The sequence below is a fragment of the Photorhabdus tasmaniensis genome, assembly GCF_011189505.1.
GTDB lineage: Bacteria > Pseudomonadota > Gammaproteobacteria > Enterobacterales > Enterobacteriaceae > Photorhabdus > Photorhabdus tasmaniensis.
In genome coordinates, this window is sequence record NZ_PUJU01000031.1 from 15,448 (window position 1) to 36,865 (window position 21,418).

Sequence of the window (21,418 nt, forward strand, 5' to 3'; positions counted from 1 at the left end):
AACGTGGGAATTGTTCTAGTCGCAGAGTGTATAGCTTGTTCGCGGATAATTCCGGCTATGGAATATGTTTTTTAATGTGAAACAAATCAAATTTTCATGAAATGTGTTTCAAATGGTAAAAAATTATCCTGACTATTTCAAGGTATACCCAAACATTTGTTGGGTTTAGATAAGATTTTGCTTATTATTTTGTTTTATTAAACTTATTTCCAGAATGAGAGTCTGATTCATTATCAATGTACTGGGATAAATTTTTTTCAGTGGGGTTTTATTTGATGGCGATCACATAAAACAGGGTTAAAACTCGGCAATCCATTCTTACGATCGCTATCCCAACTTCATCATAAAGATAAAAAATTCCTCTTTACTGTTTTACATTTCGCACATAAAAAACGTATGTTTAAAAACAAACAAGTGGTCAAAAATGACGAATCGGGAAAAACAAATATTGCACCTTCTGAGACGAGATCCATTGATCCCACAGCAGGAAATTGCCGATATTTTAGGTATAAGTCGCTCTGGTGTCGCTGGTCATATTATGAATTTAATGAATAAGGGATATATAAAGGGGAAAGGTTATATTTTATCTGATCACAATTATGTGGTGACTATTGGCTCCATTAATATGGACATTTGTGGTTATGCATCTGCTAAATTAATCTATGAAGATTCTAACCCAGGAAAAGTGAAATGCACACCTGGTGGTGTAGGCAGAAACATTGCCCAAAATATCGCGCTATTGGGTAAAGAATGTCATCTTATTTCTGTTGTTGGCGATGATTTCTATGGTGGTACTTTATTGGATCAGGCCAGATGCGCAGGTGTTAATGTCGACTATTGCTATAAGCTTTATGGTGAAAATACCTCGACATATATCTCTTTATTAGATGACGGTGGTGAGATGTTGGTTGCCATCAACGACATGCATATTTTGGAAAAACTGACGCCATTGTTGTTAGCAAGTCATTATGATCTTATTCAGCACGCCAGCGTACTGGTTATTGATTGCAATTTATCTGAAGAAGCTTTGGTTTGGTTGTTGACTAATGCCGGAACAGTACCGGTATTTGTGGATACAGTATCCGCATTTAAAGCACCTAAGATTAAAAACTGGCTTTCCTATATCCACACTTTAAAACCTAATTGTCTGGAGGCGGAAGCACTGAGTGGAATGAAAATCAACCAACCTACCGATGTTCCGGCAGTGGCGCGGTGGTTTCACGATCAAGGTGTACAGAGGTTAGTACTGAGCATGGGCGTAGAAGGGGTCTACTTTAGTGAAAGTAATGGTGTGGCGGGGTGGTCACTTCCCATCAGCATTAAGATTGTCAATGTAACAGGTGCCGGCGATGCCATGATGGCCGGACTGGTGAACTGCTGGCTGGAAGATATGACGCTGGCAGAAAGTGTTCGTTTTGCTCAAGGGTGTTCCGCTCTTACATTATCTTGTGAATTTACCAATAATCCAAACCTGTCAAATGGCAGCGTCCGAAAACTATTGGAATTACGATCATGAAAAATCACGCTATTGGAAATGAATATCTGGATGTTTCCCCGGAAGTTGCAGAAGCTTTAGCAGATAACCAACCCGTTGTAGCGTTGGAATCTACGATTATTGCTCAAGGGATGCCTTATCCGCAAAATGTAGAAATTGCGTTACAGGTTGAGCAAAAAATCAGGGAAAATGGCGCTATTCCTGCAACGATAGCTGTTATCAATGGGCACATGAAAGCCGGTTTGTCCCATGAAGAAATAGAACTTTTGGGCAGTGAAGGCTATAAGGTGACTAAAGTCAGCCGCCGTGATTTACCCTTTGTGGTCGCTGCCGGAAAAAATGGTGCGACCACCGTTGCCTCTACCATGATTATTGCAGAAATGGTGGGGATTAAAATTTTCGCTACCGGTGGCATTGGTGGTGTGCATCGTGGAGCAGAACATACTTTTGATATTTCAGCCGACTTGCAGGAGTTGGCGAAAACCAGTGTTGCGGTAGTCTGTGCGGGTGCTAAATCCATTCTGGACCTTGGTCTGACAACAGAATACCTTGAGACTCACGGTGTACCATTAATTGGCTATCAGACCCACTCTTTACCGGCATTTTTCTGCCGTACCAGTCCATTTTCTGTCAATATTCGCCTGGATTCTCCAGAACAGATAGCCCAGGCAATGGTGATAAAATGGGATACCGGATTACAGGGGGGATTAGTGATTGCTAACCCGATCCCTGAGCAATATGCCATGCCGGAAGCGGAGATCAATGCCGCAATTGAACAGGCGGTGCACGAATCCATTGAGCAAGGAATGAGTGGAAAGGAATGTACGCCGTTTTTGTTGGCTCGAGTGGTTGAGTTGACCGGAGGCGATAGTCTATCTGCCAATATTCAGTTGATACTCAATAACGCTGAACTGGCGGCGAAAATTGCTTGTTGTTATTGGGCAAATCGTACATGAAGTCAGTTTCGGAAATTTACTGGCAGAAAACAGCGGGGCTCAACTGAGCCCCTATTTGCAAATTAGGCTTTTTTCTTCAATATCGGTTTCAGGAAACGAGCAGTATGTGATTTCTCACATTCAGCGATTTCTTCTGGCGTACCAGAAATCAAAATTTCACCGCCACCGCTTCCTCCTTCAGGACCAAGATCCACGATCCAGTCAGCGGTTTTAATCACATCAAGATTATGCTCAATAACCACAATGGTATTTCCTTGATCGCGTAACTGATGCAAAACCGCCAATAATTGCTGAATATCAGCAAAATGCAGACCGGTTGTTGGTTCATCAAGAATATATAACGTCTGTCCAGTTCCACGTTTAGATAGCTCACGCGCCAATTTTACCCGTTGTGCTTCACCACCTGACAACGTCGTTGCTGATTGCCCCAGACGGATATAAGAAAGACCGACATCTATCAGTGTTTGCAGTTTGCGGGCCAGAGCAGGAACAGCATCAAAGAATTCACGGGCTTCTTCGATCGTCATATTCAGGACTTCATTGATATTCTTGCCTTTATATTTTACTTCCAGTGTTTCGCGGTTATAACGCTTACCTTTACACTGATCGCAAGGGACATAAATATCAGGCAAAAAGTGCATTTCTACCTTAATAACGCCATCACCCTGACAAGCTTCACAGCGTCCACCTTTAACGTTAAAACTGAATCGTCCGGGTGTATACCCACGGGTGCGGGATTCAGGTACGCCTGCAAACAACTCACGGACTGGCGTGAATACACCGGTGTAAGTTGCAGGGTTAGAGCGGGGAGTTCGGCCGATCGGACTCTGGTCAATATCAATCACTTTATCGAAATGCTCCAATCCTTGAATATCAATATAAGGAGCAGGATTAATATTGGTTGCGCCATTCAATTGGCGTTGTGCAATGGGGAACAGCGTGTCATTTATTAGCGTCGACTTACCGGAGCCGGAGACCCCGGTAATACAAGTGAATAATCCGACCGGTAGGCTGAACGTCACATTTTTCAGGTTATTACCTTTCGCGCCAATCAGCTTCAGTACCTTTTTGGGATCCGCCGCAATACGCTGCTCTGGGATTGAAATTTCCCGTTCACCACTCAGGAATTTACCTGTCAGTGAATCTTTGCTAATCATGATATCTTTAACTGTACCTTCCGCGACGATTTCGCCACCATGTACACCCGCTCCAGGGCCGATATCAATAATATGGTCGGCAGCACGGATTGCATCCTCATCATGCTCAACCACAATCACCGTATTCCCCAGATTACGCAAGTGAATCAGCGTTTCCAGCAGGCGTTCATTATCCCGCTGATGTAAGCCAATAGACGGTTCATCAAGTACATACATTACTCCCACCAAACCTGCACCAATCTGGCTGGCAAGACGGATACGTTGAGCTTCGCCACCAGAGAGTGTTTCGGCAGAACGGGAGAGCGTTAAATAATTCAGACCAACATTAACCAGAAATTTCAGGCGGTCACGGATCTCTTTCAGTACTTTTTCGGCAATTTGTGCACGCTGACCACTGAGCTTGATATTTTGGAAGAAATCCATTGCATGGCCGATACTGAAATCCGAGATTTCCGGTAAAGTTGTATTCTCAATAAATACATAACGGGCTTCTTTGCGTAAACGGGTTCCGCGACAGGAAATACATGAGCGGTTGCTGATATATTTCGCCAATTCCTCACGAACGGCTGTAGATTCTGTCTCTTTATAACGACGTTCCATATTATGCAGTACACCCTCAAATGGGTGGTTGCGTACTGTGATATCGCCACGGTCATTGGTATATTTAAATTCAATGGATTGTTTACCGGAACCGTATAACACCACGTTCTGGATACTGGCGCTCAGGGAATTGAAAGGTGCTTCAATATCAAATTTATAATGGTTTGCCAATGAACACAGCATCTGGAAATAGTAGAAATTACGGCGATCCCAGCCCCGAATTGCCCCTCCTGCCAGAGAGATATCACCATTCTGGATGACTCTGTCAGGATCAAAAAATTGCTGAATGCCTAAACCATCGCAAGTTGGGCAGGCACCGGCTGGGTTGTTAAAAGAAAACAGGCGAGGTTCCTGCTCACTCATACTATAGCCACATGCAGGACATGCGAAATTAGCGGAGAAAATCAGTTCTTCAACTTTATTGTCATCCATATCGGCGACAATGGCTGTGCCACCTGAAAGCTCCAGCGCTGTTTCAAAAGATTCAGCCAAGCGTTGAGCCAGATCGGGGCGAACTTTAAAGCGATCAATGACCACCTCAATGGTATGTTTCTTCTGTAATTCCAGTTTTGGGGGATCGGACAGATCACAGACTTCACCATCAATACGTGCGCGGATATACCCTTGTGTTGCCAGATTATCCAGCAGCTTAGAGTGTTCCCCTTTGCGTTCTTTGACGATCGGAGCCAGCAACATCAGGCGATGACCTTCTGGCAGTGCCAGAACATTATCTACCATCTGGCTGACAGTCTGTGCTGCGAGTGGAACATCGTGATCAGGACAACGAGGTTCACCTACACGGGCAAACAGCAAACGCAGATAATCATGAATTTCGGTAATTGTTCCCACAGTTGAACGTGGGTTATGGGAAGTGGATTTTTGTTCAATGGAAATCGCCGGGGATAGCCCTTCGATATGATCAACATCGGGTTTCTCCATCAGTGACAGAAACTGGCGCGCATAAGCTGAAAGCGATTCAACATAACGACGCTGCCCTTCTGCATAAAGCGTATCAAATGCCAGAGAAGACTTACCTGAGCCGGACAAACCCGTGATAACTATCAGTTTGTCTCGGGGAATTATCAGATTGATATTTTTGAGATTATGGGTGCGTGCGCCCCGAACTTCGATGTTATCCATGAACCATTTCCCAGATTATTCGTACGTGCATAACTAATAATAAGTGCGTTATTATTACACAGAGTTGACTGATTAGATATACAGTAGTCAAGTGAAATAATGCAATAAGTACATATAAAGTACGGTGAGCTTCGCAAAGTCCGTTCTAATGTGGCTCTGTTTCATTTTTAGCATCGCATGTTAAACTGCATTGCTTATAATTGTAGAAATTCATTTCATCAGGAGTATTCCCAATGGCCAGCAGAGGCGTAAACAAAGTTATTTTAATCGGCAACCTGGGGCAGGACCCAGAAGTCCGCTATATGCCAAACGGTGGCGCAGTTACTAATATTACTCTGGCGACTTCTGAAAGCTGGCGCGATAAACAGACCGGTGAGATGAAAGAGAAGACTGAATGGCATCGGGTTGTTTTATTCGGCAAACTGGCGGAAGTCGCGGGTGAATACCTGCGTAAAGGTTCACAAGTTTATATCGAAGGCGCACTGCAAACCCGTAAATGGCAGGATCAGAACGGCCAGGATCGTTACACCACTGAAGTGGTAGTAAACATAGGCGGTACCATGCAAATGCTGGGTGGGCGTGCGAGCGGCTTCCAGGATAACCAATCGCAAGGCGGTAGCTGGGGACAACCACAGCAGCCACAATCACAACAATCACAACAATCACAACAATCTCAGCAGTTCAGCGGCGGTAGTGCTCCTTCCCGTCCGGCTCAGTCCTTTGCTCCACAAAACAATGAGCCACCGATGGATTTTGATGATGACATTCCGTTTTAGGTGCGCCATTTTGCTTTGTAAATCAAGTGGTTAACTAATGATTTTGAGTTAATCATAGGCTGTTGGAGCGCCTATTGCAAGCCTGACTTATCCTTACCCAGTAATGGGTTTGAACCTTGAAAGAGGGAGGGGAGTGTAGCATGTCAGGAAAAGGCTGGTTGCGGGGAAATAACCTACTTTGCGCCAGCCATTGCAAGTCCCATAGGGTTAAGCCTGATTGGTTGAATCTGTAGTAGACCACTACAACCAGTGTATTGAGGCTGACCTCTTCTCTCAGCGCATACACACATAAGTAAGCCCGTTCCTGCTTGTCATCTAAGCTGTGGCGGACCAGCAAATAATGCCCGGCAATGAAGGCATATCCTTCATTGCCGGGCATAATAGAGAAAAACACCAATCTGGCTGTTTTCAACCCATCATTTTGCTAAGAAATCCGTGAAAATAACGCCGGAAGTAAAAGGTAAGAAACACAAATTTAATTTACTCACCCTTACTCGCCTTGGGAAAAAAGGATCAATGAGAATATCAATGGGTTAATCAGATAATACTTTCCAAGGGGAACTTGTACTTATTATGTGAATCTACCATATATTTTGTAATTGCTTTAATAAATAAAAAGAGAACTGTTTATTTTTTGGCGTTCTATAATTTTATTAAGCCTCAAAAAAATATTTTTCATCATAACGAATAACTGGAAAAATAATTAATATTTTTGACTATTAATTAAATTGATTAAAATTTTTATATAATGCATATATAACTTCATAAAAGTATTTAAGGAGCTAATAATGGCTAGCGTAATTTTATATGGTGATAAGATTCATATTAAAAACAACTATGCTAATGGAAATGGTGGCTATCTGGATGCTAATGGTTATGCAAACATACCAGGAGCAAAATACGATGTATACACGGCGGCTTCGCCAACTCGTGATCCAGGTACGGGTTCATGGCAAATTTTGTCTGCGAGTGGGAAAGGTATAGGGACAGAGGTTTACAGTAGCGATATCGTGTTTCTTGTTAATCTTTACCAGAATAATGGGGGATATCTTAGCACTAATGGTTATGCGCCGTTCCCTGAACTCTATAATGTTTATACGGCGGATAAATCAGCACATCCGGTTGAGACCCTGACATGGTATATTTTTTCAGATGCAACGAATGGATATGATGGTAAAGTTCGTGAAGGCGATATTATCCGTTTTCTGAATGGTTATAATAGCGTACGAGGGGGATTCCTCGATACGTGTTCCACTGCTAGTGTTCCTGGTGCCATATATAATGTATATACTTCAATTCTTTCTGATCGAGACAACGGAACAGGCACTTGGAATTTATCAAAAGCAACTTCATGAGAATAATGTTGATCTGTTAATTATCTATTAATCAATCTTTCTATGATGTAAAAATCCAGAGGCATTATTGCTTCTGGATTCTTTATATAATTCCCCATTGATATTGTTTATAAATTCGTTAAATTAATTCATTTTTATTAAGAGAGCATAATCGGAATGTAAATTAAAGCAATATATTTGGTGATTACTTTGAGGAATAAAAATAGAACTGTTTATTTTTTGGCATTCTATAATTTTGTGGAATTTCGAAAACATGTTTTTTGTCATGGCTAATGACTGGAAAAATAATGAATGTTTTTGACTCTTGATTAAATAAATTAAAATTTTCACATAACACATATATAACCTCATAAAAATATTTAAGGAACTAATAATGGCTAGTGTAATTTTATATGGCGATAGAATTCATATTAGAAATAACTATCTTGGAAATGGTGGCTATCTGGATACTAATGGTTATGCAAATGTACCGGGAGCAAAATATAACGTATTCACAGCTACTTCACCGGAACGTGCTCCGGGTTCTGGCACGGGTTCATGGCAAATTTTGTCTGCGGGCGGAAAGGGGATAGGAACCGAGGTTTACAGTGGTGATACGGTGTTTCTGGTGAATCTTTATCAGAATAATGGAGGATATCTTAATGCTAATGGTTATGCTCCGTCACCTGAGCTCTATAATGTTTATACGGCAGATAAAACAGCACGCCCAGTTGATACACTAACATGGTATATTTTTTCCGATACAACGAGTGGGTACGATAATAAAGTTCGTGAGGGTGATATCATCCGTTTCCTTAATGGTTATAATAATGTGCATGGAGGATTTCTCGATACTTGTTTCAATGCTAATGTTCCTGGTGAAGTATATAAAGTATATACTTCACTGCTTTCTAACCGAGGTAACGGAACAGGTACTTGGACTTTATCAAAGGCCACTGTATAAGAATAATGTTGGTCAGTTAATTGTCTATTAACGATTTTTTCTATTATGTAAGAATTCGGAGGCATTATTGTTTCTGAATTCTCAATATGTTTTCACGGTTATTCTTTTATTTACCGATAATATTTTTATGACTGTATGAATTGAATCAAACTTATTGGTCTGAAAAGATAGGGCACGATAGAATCAATGCCCGTGTGAAATATGTAATTATCAGGAAAAAGAATTAACGAACCCCGCCATATTCTTTACTGATCTCTTTTGCAGCACGGATCACCAAAGCACCAAGTTCAGTGACACGATCATCAGTGATCCGTGAGACTGGGCCAGAAATAGAAATAGCGGCAAAGGCTTGGTGATGCTCATCATAAATACAGGCAGCAATACAGCGCAGACCCAAAGCATGTTCTTCATCATCAAATGAATACCCTTGTTTGCGTGCTTGTTCCAGATTTTCTTTTAAACCTGTAGGGGTTGTCTTGGTATGTTGCGTGTAAGCATGAAGCCCTTTTTTATGCAGTAACTGAACCCGTTGGTTATCTGATAGCGTAGAAAGAAATGCTTTACCCGCACCGGAAGCGTGCATAGGTAACTTGCCACCGATAGGTGCGGACATTCTCATTAGGGCATTACACTGCACTTGATCGACAATAACCGCCTCATATTCACTGTGATCAAGAATGGCCAGATTGACGGTTTCACCGGAATCGTCCATCAAACGGCGAAGAATAGGGTGAATAAGTGCCAATAGATTGCGGCTCTGTAAGAAACTGCTGCCGACAATAAACGTGTGTGAACCGATAACCCACAACCCTAAATCACCAATCTGACGGACAAAACCATGTTGTTGTAAGGTGGTCAAAAGGCGGTGAGTGGTGGAGTTGGGTAATCCGGCTTGTTGTGCTAAATCAGTCAGCGCGATACCGCCAGGTGATTCGGAAATAGATTCCAAAAGATTAAGCCCACGACTTAATGACTGTACCTGCCCGTTAGTAGCAGCATTATTCGGCGTAATTTTAGTTCGTTTTGTTTTTTTACTGGTAACGGCAGTGCTCATTGAAATGCCCTCTGAATCATAAGATGGAATTCATTTTCATTTCTAATTATGAACGATAAACCTGAAAAACACTCATCCGATGTGTGGGGAATGTTATCCGTTACTCCTTACGTACTATGTGTAGATCTGATTTTTGTGCGCTGTCTGTGTTCACTCTTTATTTACAATAACAGCCTGCAACAATAACGCCGAATAAGATAGTTTTTAATCCCGTAAAATTGATGGTTGTCATTAAAACCAGTCAAAAAATAAGATATCAGAATGACTGATTAATTTAATGAATTAAATAGTAGATAAATAATAATTTTATTGCGTAAGTGTTATTAAGAGATAATGTAAGCAATTAATAGTTTGTTTTGGTGAAAATATTAAATTGATTTGGTAAAGATAATATAATGAAATAATTTACAAATATATTATTTAATTTTTATATGAATAAAGTTAATTTTCCTTTATGTATTTCTGCAATTAACGTTATCTATCTCCATTATTAATCGATTGTTTTTATATATAACCATATTGCTCTGTGAGAGTTATTTTATATATATTTAATATATTCAGGATTGATATTATTACTGTTTGGAAATTAATTTTGTTAATATATTTACGATATAATTCATTTTTGTAATTAAGTCATGTATGAAGTGTAAAATAATTCTTCCAGCAAATAATTTGGAAAATAATATATGTTTCTTGATTTATCGATAGCCTGTAACTAATAAAATATAAGGGGCTTTTTATTGGTTAATAATAAATTTAAAAACCACCAATAGCCCGAAAAGGTAAACATAGATAACTAATTGATATTTATAGCCTTTAAAACACGAACTTTTTTGGCTGCTTTATCGCCGATATCAGTCACCGGAGTGTGATGTAGTTAATGGGAGCACTGTAGATATGAAAAATAATAATTTTAAAGTGGCTGGCAACTTTCTCTGTAATTATAAGGTTTATCAGGGAGATAGTAATGGCAGGGTTATTGTATTGTTACCGGCTATTGGTGTGGAAATCAGGAAATATGAAACTCTGATACAACAACTGGTAAAAGAGGGGTTTCAGGTTGTAACTGCTGATATGCCAGGTTATGGAGACAACCACCCCAAACCCAGCCGGAAAAATGATTATAACTATTCCGATCTGCTGCGGGATTATCTTCCCACAATGTTGGATAAGGCTATTCAATTAAATAATAAGGAAATTCCTATTGTATTTGGTCACAGCCTTGGGGGGCATATTGCAACGCTTTTTGCCTGCTCAACTGACCGGCCTTTTTCTCTGTTTTGTGTGGCAACCGGGAGCGTGTGGTATAAGAATTGGCAGGGAATGAGGCGGATACAGATGATAAAGGCCGCTGTTATTTTTAACATTCTGACGGCGCTATATGGTTATCTCCCTGGGAAAAAGGTTGGTTTTGGTATAAGGGAAGCTAAGGGGTTGATGCGGGACTGGTCCAGAACTGTTTGGACAGGGAATTATAATCATATCAGTGCTTATAAAGGTAAAAGGAATAAAAATTTATCCAAAGCGGTTTATATTTGTTTTAAAGAAGATAATTGGGCACCATTAAAATCCGCCAAATCATTAGCAAGCCTTATATCTAACGCAAAAGTTAGTGAAATAACCTTGTCTCTTAAGGGGAATCCTCATAGTGTCTGGATTAAACAACCAAAAGAGATAATTGCGATCATGAAAAGAGAAATGATGGAGAATAGAAAATGATTAATACATTGAAAATTCTGCGTTGGGAATTTCTGGGGTTGTTTTTCATCAGTTTATTTCTGACCTGGCAGCTTGAGAGTTATATCAATTGGTGGCAATTTATTGTGTTATTCTTTATGATTGATATTATTGGCTATTACCCAGGACGGATCTGGAGTTTGCTGAATAAGAAAGAGGTTCCGCCCCCTATTTTTTATACTGTTTATAATATTTGCCACAATTTACTCACGCTTAGTCTGATTACTTTGCTCTGGCTCTGGTTATTTCAGGATAATTATAGTGTTATTGCGTTATTTGTCCATATTTGCCTGGATCGAGGTGTATTGGGAAATTTTCCTAAATTATTTATTAATGTATTTAAGCAGCCAACCGTTCATTAAAATGAAGCATTACAGAGAGATAACTCTATCTAAACAGGAATTTATATCATGGGCTTAATTAAACAGGCATCGGAAATAGAAATGCAGGCAAAGGATTGGGGATTGGATGAATGGTTTACTAAACAGGTAGAGGTTGAACAAAGAAAAAAATCCAATTATGAAAATGATCCTAAATTAACCTATTTTCCAGGTGATTTACGGGAGTCTCTGATTAGGGAGCTTTCTTTTAAATCGATTTCAGAATATGAAGCGACTAAAGCATTACTGCTACTTGCAGATAAAGCACCTGACAATATCAACTTTGATTATATGCTAACCCAGATATTTGACGAAGGCAGACATGCCAAATTATTTAGGGAACATCTGGTTAGAATAGGTTTCGCGAATATCGACAATGTGGCCGGAAAAATGGAAAACCTTTTACAGGGAAAAATGACCCATATGCTGGAAACATTGAGAACCTATTTTGACAAGTGGGTGGTATTGAAAAATGACTATATCGCAGGTGTGCTGATCATTACTGTTGTTCTGGAAGGGGTGCTGGCACCAACTTCAGAACTCAGTGAGATCAAATGGCGTCCTTTTGATATTGCAGCCGCCGAGACTCAGGCCAGAGCTAACGCTGATGAATTAAGGCATCTGACCGTGTGTGCAAACATTGTCAAAATGGCGCTCGAAAGTGACAGCTCTCTAAAGCAACCCGCTCTTGAGTGTATAGAAGAAGGATTGGCGTTATGGAATCAGGTCTCTGTTGATGACCTGTTTGTGGAGCGTGAAATGTTCTATCAACGGGGTATGCAGAATAATTTGCGCTTTATTGAAGGCTATGAGTTGGTGCCTGGGATGTTGTTGTCCGATTCTACCGTGGAATCTCGCCTTGAGCTGTCTCATTCTTTGGTTGAACAGATGCAACAGTCCCGCCTTGAGTACATGGGTTTAGTGTAGATATCAGGCTTATTCAATGGGCTGTTTGAATAAGCAAAGGAGAGTTGAAAATGACAGATATTGTTGAAGAGCTCAGGAAAAACAGCGGGAAATATCAGCATTTGACGCCTGATAGGTTGAAGCGATTGTTATTAGATTCTGAAGCCGCTTCACAATGCCTACGCTTGGTGGCTCAATCCAGCATCGAGGGGCTTAATCAGGTGGGTAAGACTGTTCGTGAAGTCTCTTCATGGCTTCCCGCTGTCGGTATTGCCTTAACCATGCATAATCATATTGTACTGGCTTGCAGTAAGTTTCCCGATTTATTCGAAGATAACAACACATTATTGAATGAAGTGATGGCTTCAAAAGCGTTGGTTGCTTCTGCTTTTGCTGAGGGGCTGCCTGGAGCGAATATTTTTATGCCGTCACTTAAAATGCATTCTAAAGGAGGAAAACTATTAGTTAATGGTTCGAAAAAACCCTGTTCTCTGTCTTCGATTGCGGATTATTACGTATTATCGGTCTGCGACACAGATAATGGCAATGAAATGAGAGTCGTGTTGGTTTCTAAATCGGCGCAGAGTATTAAGGTTATTCCTTTCTGGCGGCTGGGGATTTTTACTGAAAGTGATAATCAAGAAGTCAAATTTTCAGATACTGAAATTTCATCAAAACGTCTTTCTCATTATAAAGGATTTGAGCAGCAATCAATTCTTTCCTACGGCTTATCACTATTTAATTATTTTGCCGCTAATACTTACTCTGGTGTTTTGAGTGGGCTTGCCCGTTTTATTCCGGAGAAAGTGGCAGAACAGCAGTCCATTAAATATACCCTGACCCAAGCTGATTATAAGATTAATGTTATTCTCGATCAGATGCTGACGATAGCTTTCTATGCTAGTCAGGATGAAAACGCCGTCTATAAGATCCTCGCGTTACGTTATACCTTGGAAAAAATTCTTGAAGAAGCCGCCAATTTCATATTCCGATGTTGCGGTGGAATTAAGGTGATGACAACACCAGAAATTATGAGTTTCTATTCCGCTGTACAGTTATTCAAATTTCATCCTGTAGGAGAATTCCAGATGATTAACCAAATAATGCAGCCAGCTTAATGATTTTTTAGATCACCTATTTATAACTCAAGAATTTTCCTATGCTGTTTACAGCATGACTTTGTGCACCTAAAAAAAGAGAGAGAGAACTATGTTTGTTAATCAATATCGTGAGAGTTTATTAAACTCTGTGGGCCTTGAGCTGGATATTAAGTCTGCTGAAAATAACCGGCTTACATTATCGGATGGCCGGGTTGTTAAAGACTTTTTGGCTCAATATGGTGCATTGCCATTTGGGCATAATCCTGATTTCGCTATCGCCGAAGTCAGCAAGTTCATTGAAAATAAAGAACCTATCTTCTTTCAGCCCAATATTCACAAAAAGGTACGGTTATTGGCTGAAATGCTGGCAGAACAGATAGACAAGGAAAAATACACCCACTGTACTTTCACTAACAGTGGTGCCGAGACGGTAGAAGCGGCGATTAAGTTTGCACGCCTGGTGACCGGCAGAAAAAGTATTTTGAGTCTGCATCGTAGTTTCCACGGTAAAACCTACTCAGCATTATCGGCTACAGGCTCAAATCGGTTTAAAGCTGATTTCATTTACGATGATAAGCTGTATGAACATGTTGATAGCGAAAACCTGGATGAAATAAAAATAAAGCTGGCAAGCCGGGAATTTGCCGCATTTATCATTGAACCGGTACAGGGAGAAGGTGGAATGAAAGTGATTCCATCGGATACGCTCTCCAGTATTTTGCAACTGTGTAAGGCTAATGGCACGTTGTCAGTATTTGATGAAGTTCAGACTGGCATCGGCAGGTTGGGGGCATTCTGTGCGGCCACGCTCTACTCGCTGAAACCGGATGTGATCCTGTTTTCTAAAGCGTTGGGTGCGGGTATCTCGCCTATTGGTGCGATGTTGTATTCAGATGAACTTTATGTTTCCGAGTTCGATAAGAAACACAGCTCCACGTTTGCTAATAATGTTCTGGCGGCGACCATGGGGATTGCTGTTATCCAGCATCTGACGAAAGATAATGGTAAGGCGTTAACGCATGTTCAGGAAGTCAGCAATTATGTTGATGAATGTCTTGAACAATTGTCGGCTAAATACCCGGCGCTTTTTTACTGGCAAGGTGCTGGCTTGATGCGGGGTCTTGAAATACAGGACAGTAAAGCCGCTTCCAACATATTTATCAATTTTAGCCAACGAAGCGGTGGTCTGGCTTACATTATTTGTAGTTTCTTATTGAAACACTATGGCATTTTCACCATGCCATTGATGTCCCGCCCTTGTTCTGTACGTTTTGAACCGCCGCTTAACGTTGCCAAAGAGGATATTAAGGCGTTTTTCACGGCTTTTGATGAGGTCTGTAAACTGGTCCAGAATGGACGGTATGACATTCTGTTTTCACACTTGATAGACCTATCTGTTGCGGATCTCCCGCCACCGTCGGTCAGTTATCCAATTTCAAGAAACAGCAATGTTGCCCAGATTAAAGCGCCTGCGTCGCAATTGATTGAAGGTAAGAAATTCGCTTTCCTGATCCATACCACTTCGGTCGGTGAGCTTGCGCATTCCTATTGTCTGTCAATAAAGGAGAATTACACACCGGAGCAACAGAAACAGCTCGGTAACTGGATCACAGAAGTTTCTGCGATTGATTTCAATCCTGATATCGCGGTTGAGTTTGGTGTCGAAAGCTCAACGGCATACGCTAACGGCATGCTTCTTTTTTCACCTATCAGTCCCGAAGATATGATGGCATTGTCGGTGAAAGAACGGACAGTGTTGATGAAGGAGTATTTTGATATAGCAGAGAAAAATGGTGCTGAAATAGTCGGATTAGGCGCTTATACATCGGTGATTACTGATGGTGGTAACAGCTTAGTGAATAATCGGCAAGGCCGGATAGTGACTAACGGCAATTCTCTGACGGCGATGGCAGTGGTTGAGGGTATTCGTTCAATGTTGGCTGAAAATGCGTCCCGGCAAACATTGGCGGTCGTGGGAGCCAGAGGTTCTGTAGGTAGGCTTTCTGTTACCGGTTTAGCCCACAACTTTGGCCGGATTATCTTGGTTAGCCGACCCAATAAAGCACGCATTTTGCTTTCTGAACTGACCAAGGCGCTTCTCTCCTCGGTGTTAAAAACTCACGATATTATCCAGCCAGATTCTGTCATGGATAAGATGAGAAAATGGATTTTCAAACAAAATCCTGGTGTCACCGATGCCCGTCTGTTGCATCAGCAAGTTCTTGAAGTCATTGGCACCTTTGGTTTAGAAGCGATAGAGAGTTATGAACAATCGTTGAGTCAGGCTGACTTTATCGTCTCAGCAACCAGTGAAGGCAAGCCTTTCTTGAATACGCATTACTTGAAAGATTCCGCCATTGTTTTTGATGCAGCCAGACCATTCGATTTCATTCGTGACGATAACCATCACGTTTATGAAGGTGGTTTGGTCTATCAGCCTGAGAAAGTCACTTACAGCGATTGCAATCTGATCGATGTCCCGGCGGGGGTCAATCTGGCTTGCTTGTCGGAAACCATTGCAGTGGCGCTTGAGCAGGTGAGTGTTCATCAAAGCATCGGTAAATCTATTGATTACAATGACGCATTAGCCATCCGGGATATCGCCAGGAAGCATGGGTTCATCCCGGTCCAGTATGCCCCGAAGAATCAAGGTGAACGTTATGAGTATGTTGCCTGATGTTCCCCAGGTTATTACCACCGGGAACGCTCAGGATGTTCTTGGCAACAGTCATCTTAGAAAGGTGCTCTGCTATGCAAAGCATCCGTTGAGTAGCCTGTTGTTCAATAGTGAAACACTGTGGTTTACGAATCAGAAGGGAGCGATTGGTTTCTTCCAGGACAAAAACCTGCATATGTGTGTGGGTGGCATTTTGGCACCTGACGAAGAACGCGCTGCACTTTTGCAGTTATTTCTCAATTTCACCAGAGAAAAACGGGCTTTCCCAGTTTTTTTGCACGGTGATGAGAGTGACTTTGTGTTGTTGAAGAATAATGGCTTTTCTGTGAACCAGCTTGGGGCCAGTTATTCACTGAGCCTTAATGGATATAGCATGACAGGCAAGCGGTTTCAGCAACTTAGAAATAAAATCAGCAAATCCAGAAGGGCAGGAATTTCTGTTCGAGAGATAAGCTCGCAAGAGGAATATTATCGGCTTAAACCACAATTAGAACAGATTAATCAACTTTGGTTGAAAGAAAAACATGCGAAAGCCCTGAAAAAACTGGTGATTGATTTCAACACCGTGGAAGTGAATTCAGGTGAGCACAGAGTCTATATTGCAACTCGGGGAGAACAGATTCAGGCATATATCGTCTATAGTTACACTTGGGGGGAGACATCGGGGTGGTTTCATAGTCTATCCCGAAAGAAACCGGATATACCCGACGGCACTATGCAGTTTATTAATGAAACCGCGATTAATGACTTCCTGGAAGAGGGGACAGTTTCCTACCTTCATTTAGGTTTCACCCCATTGGTGGAGTTTGGTGAGGAGAAGAACTTCAATGATTCGGCAATCTTTAATAAAGTTGCCAAATGGTTGTCATCAAAAGGCGGCATTGTTTACCCTGCCGCTTCGCAACGTCAATATAAAATGAGCTGGCGCCCGTCGTTAATTGAACCGGAATATATCGCTTTCCCCAAGGGAAAGGCCATGAAAGCATTATGGTCAACATTGCGGACGACCAACAGCATTTGATGCTGTAAAAAAGTCTTCTTTCTAACGTTGATCAACAGGTGATCAGAACGGTGCTGCAAATGCCGGAATGATCACCTGTTTATTGATAGGCTTTATTCAAACAAACACTGATGAAGTGTTTGAACAATTTGCTCCGCGTCGTTGCCTTGGACAAGCAGGCACAGGTTATGGTTGCTGGCGCCATGACTGATCATACGGAGATTGAATCTTTCCAGCCCACTAAAAACTTGTTTTCCTAATCCATTGGTTTGAGAAAGCTGATTACCAATAATCGCCACCAGCGCCAGATCGTCTTCCACGTCAACCCGGCATAGCGTTGAAAGTTCAGTCAGCAGTGCATTGGTCAGCAAACTGCCATTCGTGCTGGTGGAGCCGGTAGTGTCAAGTGTTAATGCCACATTCACTTCAGACGTGGTAATCAAATCCACTGAGATGCTATGACGTGACAGGATGGTAAATATTTCAGCTAAAAATCCCTGTGCATGTAGCATTTTCAGGCTATGCAATGTCAGTAATGTTTGTTGCCGGCGCAGGGTGATAGCACGGAACCGGGGCGGCGCTTCCGTCGTATCGCAAACCAGCGTACCGCCGGACTGGGGATTTTTACTGGAGCCAACAAATACCGGAATACCACAGCGAATAGCCGGAAACAGTGTTGCCGGGTGCAGGATTTTAGCGCCAAATGTTGCCATCTCCGCCGCTTCATCAAAAGCAATTTTATCAATTCGTTGGGCAGCCGGAACTATTCGTGGGTCAGTGGTGTAAATCCCCGGAACATCTGTCCAGATATCAACACGCTCCAGGTTGAGGGCTTCTCCCAACAGTGCCGCCGTATAGTCACTGCCACCACGTCCAAGTGTGGTAGTACGGCCTTTCTCTTCACGGCCAATAAAACCTTGAGTGACAATCAGGGTATTTTTCAGATGAGGTAAAAGATGTTCAGTTGCCAGTATTCGCAGCTGTGTGTTGTTTGGTTCTGCACAACCAAAATGATCATCGGTACGCATAATTTTGCGAATATCAAACCATTCGGCATCCGTACCACGCTGGCGAAGCAACTCGGTAAACAACAACGTGGACATCAGCTCTCCGTGGCTGACTATTTCATCTGTCAGTACATCCGAAGTTGCCAGCGATGCTGTTTCAGCAAGCGTTTTAATATTTTCCAGCAAACAATTGATTTCCTGACGAATAACATCAGATATGTGCAAACGATCAGCAATCGCATATTGAATGGTTTGGATCTGTTTCAGATAGTCAGCCAGTTTATCTGCATCGCAACCTTCCGCCAGCGCGATTAATAGGTTAGTTATACCAGCAGAAGCAGACAGTACAACGACACGAACTTCTTTATTTGCCAGTACGATATCTGCACTGCTATTCATGGCATCGAAATTTGCCACGCTGGTACCACCAAATTTTGCGACGACATACCCGCCGGTTTCCGGGAAAAGGGATGAAACAGAACTCATTGCGATAACCTTATGTTGACTGGATGGAATTTTAGAAATATCGGGTTAACCGGTTTGAGTCAACATAGTGAAGAGCTATATCAATATCTTTCATGATGATATGAGGATCATAAAAGAAAGTGAGGATAGTAGAGAAGAATAACTATTTTTTATACACCTTAGCAAATAGAGCTAGAAAAACTTAATTGTTTTGACCAATATCAGCGATTAAAGGAAAGGGGGCTTTAATCACAGAATTACGGGTTACAATCTTTCTTTACCTCCAATTATTTACAGTCAGTTGATAGAGAGCATAGCTATGAAAAATATTAATCCTAGTCAAACCTCAGCCTGGAAGGCATTAGAACAGCATTTTGCGCAAATAAAAAGTATTCACATACGTGAGTTGTTTGAACAGGACAAAGATCGTTTTGCTAAGTTTTCTGCGACGTTTGATGACCAGATGCTGGTGGATTTTTCAAAAAACCGCATCACAACCGAGACATTAGAAAAGTTACAGGTGCTGGCGAAAGAGACGGATGTTGCCAGCGCTATTCGTAGCATGTTCTCCGGTGAGAAAATTAACCGTACTGAAGAGCGCGCCGTACTGCATATTGCTTTGCGTAACCGTAGCAATGCCCCAATTCTTGTTGATGGGGAAGATGTTATGCAACAGATTAATGCTGTGTTGGCAAAAATGAAAAACTTCAGTCAGCGTGTGGTTAACGGTGAGTGGAAAGGCTATACCGGTAAGGCGATGACTGATGTTGTGAATATCGGTATCGGTGGATCAGATCTCGGCCCTTATATGGTCACTGAGGCATTGAAGCCCTATAAAAATCATTTGAATATGCATTTCGTTTCTAATGTTGATGGAACCCATATTGCAGAGACCCTGAAAGCGCTTAACCCGGAAACGACACTCTTTCTGATTGCTTCCAAGACGTTCACTACTCAGGAAACAATGACCAATGCTCACTCTGCCCGTGACTGGTTTCTGAAAACTGCCGGTGATGAAGCACATGTTGCGAAGCATTTTGCCGCGCTCTCCACCAATGAGCAGGAAGTTAAGAAATTCGGTATTGATACCCAAAATATGTTTGAGTTCTGGGATTGGGTGGGGGGCCGTTATTCATTATGGTCAGCAATTGGTTTGTCTATTGCTCTCGCTATTGGGTTTGATAATTTTGAACAACTGCTCAGTGGTGCACACGCAATGGATCAGCATTTTTCCCATACCCCTCTTGAGCAAAATATCCCCGTATTACTGGCGCTGATTGGCATCTGGTACAACAATTTCTTTGGCGCGGAAACTGAAGCGATTCTGCCATATGATCAATACCTGCATCGTTTTGCCGCATACTTTCAGCAGGGCAATATGGAATCCAACGGTAAATATATTGATCGCAATGGTCATCCGGTGGATTACCAAACCGGTCCGATCATCTGGGGAGAGCCTGGAACCAATGGTCAGCACGCTTTCTATCAACTAATTCATCAGGGCACTAAACTGATCCCTTGCGATTTTATTGCTCCGGCGATCAGCCATAACCCATTGAGTGACCATCACAACAAATTGTTATCCAACTTCTTCGCTCAGACAGAAGCGTTGGCATTCGGTAAAACCCGTGGGCAAGTGGACGCTGAATTTGTCGCCAGTGGTAAAACTGCGGTTGAAGTCGGGCATGTTGCACCATTTAAAGTGTTTGAAGGAAACCGTCCGACGAATTCCATTTTGTTGCGTGAAATTACCCCATTCAGTTTGGGCGCGTTGATTGCCATGTATGAGCACAAAATATTTGTACAAGGGGCGATTCTCAACATTTTCACTTTTGACCAATGGGGAGTTGAGCTAGGTAAGCAACTGGCTAATCGTATTTTGCCCGAGCTTGAGGATGGTGAAGCGGTTGTCGATCACGATAGCTCGACAAATGGATTGATTAACCGCTTTAAAGCATGGCGTTAATCACTTATTCTAAATCAGGGACTTAATTTGTATGAGCGAATTATGGTGATCATAATTCGCTTATTTTTGGCAAGTATTATTTACAGAATTTGTCATAACTTTTTATTCTGTATACCTACAACGTGGTATTCTCAGTGCCCATCAATTGTACGACCGGATAAAAGAAATTTGTCCTAATGGAAAATCGCATGTTAACTGACTCGATCTTAACAACGGCGCCTATTCAGTGGGTCTCGGTGGATTCATCCGGCTTGCCTGATGAGATTTCAGACTGGCTGATGGAGTTGGGGTCAATGACCCGCCGTTTTGAACAATACTGTGACCATGTTCGTGTTGTACCATTCAGAGAGTCTTTTATCACAGTGGAAGAACTTTTCGATGAAAGTGAGCATTTGCTAACTTGCCAGAGGTACTGGCTGCGTGAGGTTGTGTTATACGGTGATAATATCCCCTGGTTATTGGGAAGAACGTTAATTCCTGAAGCAACATTAACCGGCCCTGATGAAAGTCTGGTTGATTTAGGAACAGTCCCACTTGGACGATATCTTTTTAGTAGCAATAAATTAACACGGGATTATATTCATGTAGGGCAACAGGGGAAACGTTGGGCAAGGCGATCATTGCTGAGGTTATCAAGCAAACCATTATTATTAACGGAAGTCTTCTTGCCTGAATCACCTGTATACAAAAAATAAAATTTAAAC

The 21,418-nt window shown here is 41.8% G+C and carries 16 protein-coding genes; 13 read left to right on the forward strand and 3 right to left on the reverse strand.

Translation table 11 applies throughout. The features are described 5' to 3' along the window. Positions 1 to 424 precede the first annotated feature (424 nt). Entirely contained in the window at positions 425 to 1,516 is a 1,092-nt protein-coding gene (locus C5471_RS14650) for a PfkB family carbohydrate kinase (protein WP_133816374.1), read from the forward strand. Next, positions 1,513 to 2,451 carry a pseudouridine-5'-phosphate glycosidase gene (locus C5471_RS14655; protein ID WP_133816375.1) on the forward strand — a complete coding sequence of 313 codons (939 nt, stop codon included), beginning with the start codon at positions 1,513 to 1,515 and terminating at the stop codon, positions 2,449 to 2,451. The genes C5471_RS14650 and C5471_RS14655 overlap by 4 nt, the downstream gene beginning before the upstream one ends. A 62-nt stretch (positions 2,452 to 2,513) precedes the next feature. Here the strand turns inward: C5471_RS14655 and uvrA are convergent, their stop codons facing one another. Next, on the reverse strand, positions 2,514 to 5,348 hold the full coding sequence (uvrA, locus tag C5471_RS14660) for an excinuclease ABC subunit UvrA (protein WP_133816376.1): 2,835 nt from the start codon (positions 5,346 to 5,348) through the stop codon (positions 2,514 to 2,516). 233 nt (positions 5,349 to 5,581) lie between these two features. On the opposite strand from uvrA, the gene C5471_RS14665 reads away from it, so the two are divergent. The 3 genes from C5471_RS14665 to C5471_RS14675 all read left to right on the forward strand — a co-directional run bounded on the left by C5471_RS14665 (position 5,582) and on the right by C5471_RS14675 (position 8,422). After that, positions 5,582 to 6,124: a single-stranded DNA-binding protein gene (locus C5471_RS14665; protein ID WP_133816377.1), complete on the forward strand. Its 543-nt coding sequence runs from the start codon at positions 5,582 to 5,584 to the stop codon at positions 6,122 to 6,124. Between the two features lie 788 nt (positions 6,125 to 6,912). Then, on the forward strand, positions 6,913 to 7,479 hold the full coding sequence (locus C5471_RS14670; protein WP_133816379.1) for a hypothetical protein: 567 nt from the start codon (positions 6,913 to 6,915) through the stop codon (positions 7,477 to 7,479). Positions 7,480 to 7,852: 373 nt separating this feature from the next. After that, the gene (locus tag C5471_RS14675) at positions 7,853 to 8,422 is read left to right on the forward strand and encodes a hypothetical protein (protein ID WP_133816380.1); all 570 of its coding nucleotides are present in this window, start codon (positions 7,853 to 7,855) and stop codon (positions 8,420 to 8,422) included. 223 nt (positions 8,423 to 8,645) lie between these two features. Here the strand turns inward: C5471_RS14675 and iclR are convergent, their stop codons facing one another. Next, positions 8,646 to 9,476 carry a glyoxylate bypass operon transcriptional repressor IclR gene (gene iclR, locus C5471_RS14680; RefSeq protein WP_133816381.1) on the reverse strand — a complete coding sequence of 277 codons (831 nt, stop codon included), beginning with the start codon at positions 9,474 to 9,476 and terminating at the stop codon, positions 8,646 to 8,648. Between the two features lie 897 nt (positions 9,477 to 10,373). On the opposite strand from iclR, the gene C5471_RS14685 reads away from it, so the two are divergent. The 6 genes from C5471_RS14685 to C5471_RS14710 all read left to right on the forward strand — a co-directional run bounded on the left by C5471_RS14685 (position 10,374) and on the right by C5471_RS14710 (position 17,297). After that, positions 10,374 to 11,195, forward strand: coding sequence for an alpha/beta fold hydrolase (locus C5471_RS14685; protein ID WP_133816382.1), 822 nt, complete (start codon positions 10,374 to 10,376; stop codon positions 11,193 to 11,195). Continuing rightward, positions 11,192 to 11,575: a hypothetical protein gene (locus C5471_RS14690; RefSeq protein WP_133816383.1), complete on the forward strand. Its 384-nt coding sequence runs from the start codon at positions 11,192 to 11,194 to the stop codon at positions 11,573 to 11,575. Before C5471_RS14685 ends, C5471_RS14690 begins: the two co-directional genes overlap by 4 nt. A 48-nt stretch (positions 11,576 to 11,623) precedes the next feature. Next, positions 11,624 to 12,520, forward strand: a complete 897-nt coding sequence (locus C5471_RS14695; protein ID WP_133816384.1) for a hypothetical protein — start codon at positions 11,624 to 11,626, stop codon at positions 12,518 to 12,520. A 50-nt stretch (positions 12,521 to 12,570) separates the two neighbouring features. Next, positions 12,571 to 13,617: an acyl-CoA dehydrogenase gene (locus C5471_RS14700; protein WP_133816385.1), complete on the forward strand. Its 1,047-nt coding sequence runs from the start codon at positions 12,571 to 12,573 to the stop codon at positions 13,615 to 13,617. A 91-nt stretch (positions 13,618 to 13,708) separates the two neighbouring features. Then, complete coding sequence (locus C5471_RS14705) at positions 13,709 to 16,276, forward strand: aminotransferase class III-fold pyridoxal phosphate-dependent enzyme (RefSeq protein ID WP_133816386.1); 2,568 nt, start codon at positions 13,709 to 13,711, stop codon at positions 16,274 to 16,276. Further along, a complete protein-coding gene (locus C5471_RS14710) occupies positions 16,260 to 17,297 on the forward strand; it encodes a DUF2156 domain-containing protein (RefSeq protein WP_133816387.1) in 1,038 nt (345 codons plus the stop codon). The genes C5471_RS14705 and C5471_RS14710 overlap by 17 nt, the downstream gene beginning before the upstream one ends. Before the next feature lie 92 nt (positions 17,298 to 17,389). Here the strand turns inward: C5471_RS14710 and lysC are convergent, their stop codons facing one another. Further along, complete coding sequence (gene lysC / locus C5471_RS14715; RefSeq protein ID WP_133816388.1) at positions 17,390 to 18,769, reverse strand: lysine-sensitive aspartokinase 3; 1,380 nt, start codon at positions 18,767 to 18,769, stop codon at positions 17,390 to 17,392. A 298-nt stretch (positions 18,770 to 19,067) separates the two neighbouring features. Between lysC and pgi the strand changes: the two genes are divergently transcribed. Together pgi and ubiC are read left to right on the forward strand one after the other, a co-directional pair. Beyond that, positions 19,068 to 20,714, forward strand: a complete 1,647-nt coding sequence (pgi, locus tag C5471_RS14720; protein WP_166296049.1) for a glucose-6-phosphate isomerase — start codon at positions 19,068 to 19,070, stop codon at positions 20,712 to 20,714. A gap of 188 nt (positions 20,715 to 20,902) precedes the next feature. Further along, entirely contained in the window at positions 20,903 to 21,409 is a 507-nt protein-coding gene (gene ubiC / locus C5471_RS14725; protein ID WP_133816389.1) for a chorismate lyase, read from the forward strand. Positions 21,410 to 21,418 lie beyond the last annotated feature (9 nt).

Excerpts from the sequence above, each read along its gene's own strand:
- ubiC (WP_133816389.1), top strand. The coding sequence starts at position 20,903 with ATGTTAACTGACTCGATCTTAACAACGGCGCCTATTCAGTGGGTCTCG.
- C5471_RS14675 (WP_133816380.1), top strand. The coding sequence starts at position 7,853 with ATGGCTAGTGTAATTTTATATGGCGATAGAATTCATATTAGAAATAAC.
- C5471_RS14655 (WP_133816375.1), top strand. The coding sequence starts at position 1,513 with ATGAAAAATCACGCTATTGGAAATGAATATCTGGATGTTTCCCCGGAA.
- C5471_RS14665 (WP_133816377.1), top strand. The coding sequence starts at position 5,582 with ATGGCCAGCAGAGGCGTAAACAAAGTTATTTTAATCGGCAACCTGGGG.
- lysC (WP_133816388.1), bottom strand. The coding sequence starts at position 18,769 with ATGAGTTCTGTTTCATCCCTTTTCCCGGAAACCGGCGGGTATGTCGTC.
- C5471_RS14695 (WP_133816384.1), top strand. The coding sequence starts at position 11,624 with ATGGGCTTAATTAAACAGGCATCGGAAATAGAAATGCAGGCAAAGGAT.
- C5471_RS14705 (WP_133816386.1), top strand. The coding sequence starts at position 13,709 with ATGTTTGTTAATCAATATCGTGAGAGTTTATTAAACTCTGTGGGCCTT.
- iclR (WP_133816381.1), bottom strand. The coding sequence starts at position 9,476 with ATGAGCACTGCCGTTACCAGTAAAAAAACAAAACGAACTAAAATTACG.
- C5471_RS14650 (WP_133816374.1), top strand. The coding sequence starts at position 425 with ATGACGAATCGGGAAAAACAAATATTGCACCTTCTGAGACGAGATCCA.
- C5471_RS14690 (WP_133816383.1), top strand. The coding sequence starts at position 11,192 with ATGATTAATACATTGAAAATTCTGCGTTGGGAATTTCTGGGGTTGTTT.
- C5471_RS14670 (WP_133816379.1), top strand. The coding sequence starts at position 6,913 with ATGGCTAGCGTAATTTTATATGGTGATAAGATTCATATTAAAAACAAC.
- pgi (WP_166296049.1), top strand. The coding sequence starts at position 19,068 with ATGAAAAATATTAATCCTAGTCAAACCTCAGCCTGGAAGGCATTAGAA.
- C5471_RS14710 (WP_133816387.1), top strand. The coding sequence starts at position 16,260 with ATGAGTATGTTGCCTGATGTTCCCCAGGTTATTACCACCGGGAACGCT.
- uvrA (WP_133816376.1), bottom strand. The coding sequence starts at position 5,348 with ATGGATAACATCGAAGTTCGGGGCGCACGCACCCATAATCTCAAAAAT.
- C5471_RS14700 (WP_133816385.1), top strand. The coding sequence starts at position 12,571 with ATGACAGATATTGTTGAAGAGCTCAGGAAAAACAGCGGGAAATATCAG.
- C5471_RS14685 (WP_133816382.1), top strand. The coding sequence starts at position 10,374 with ATGAAAAATAATAATTTTAAAGTGGCTGGCAACTTTCTCTGTAATTAT.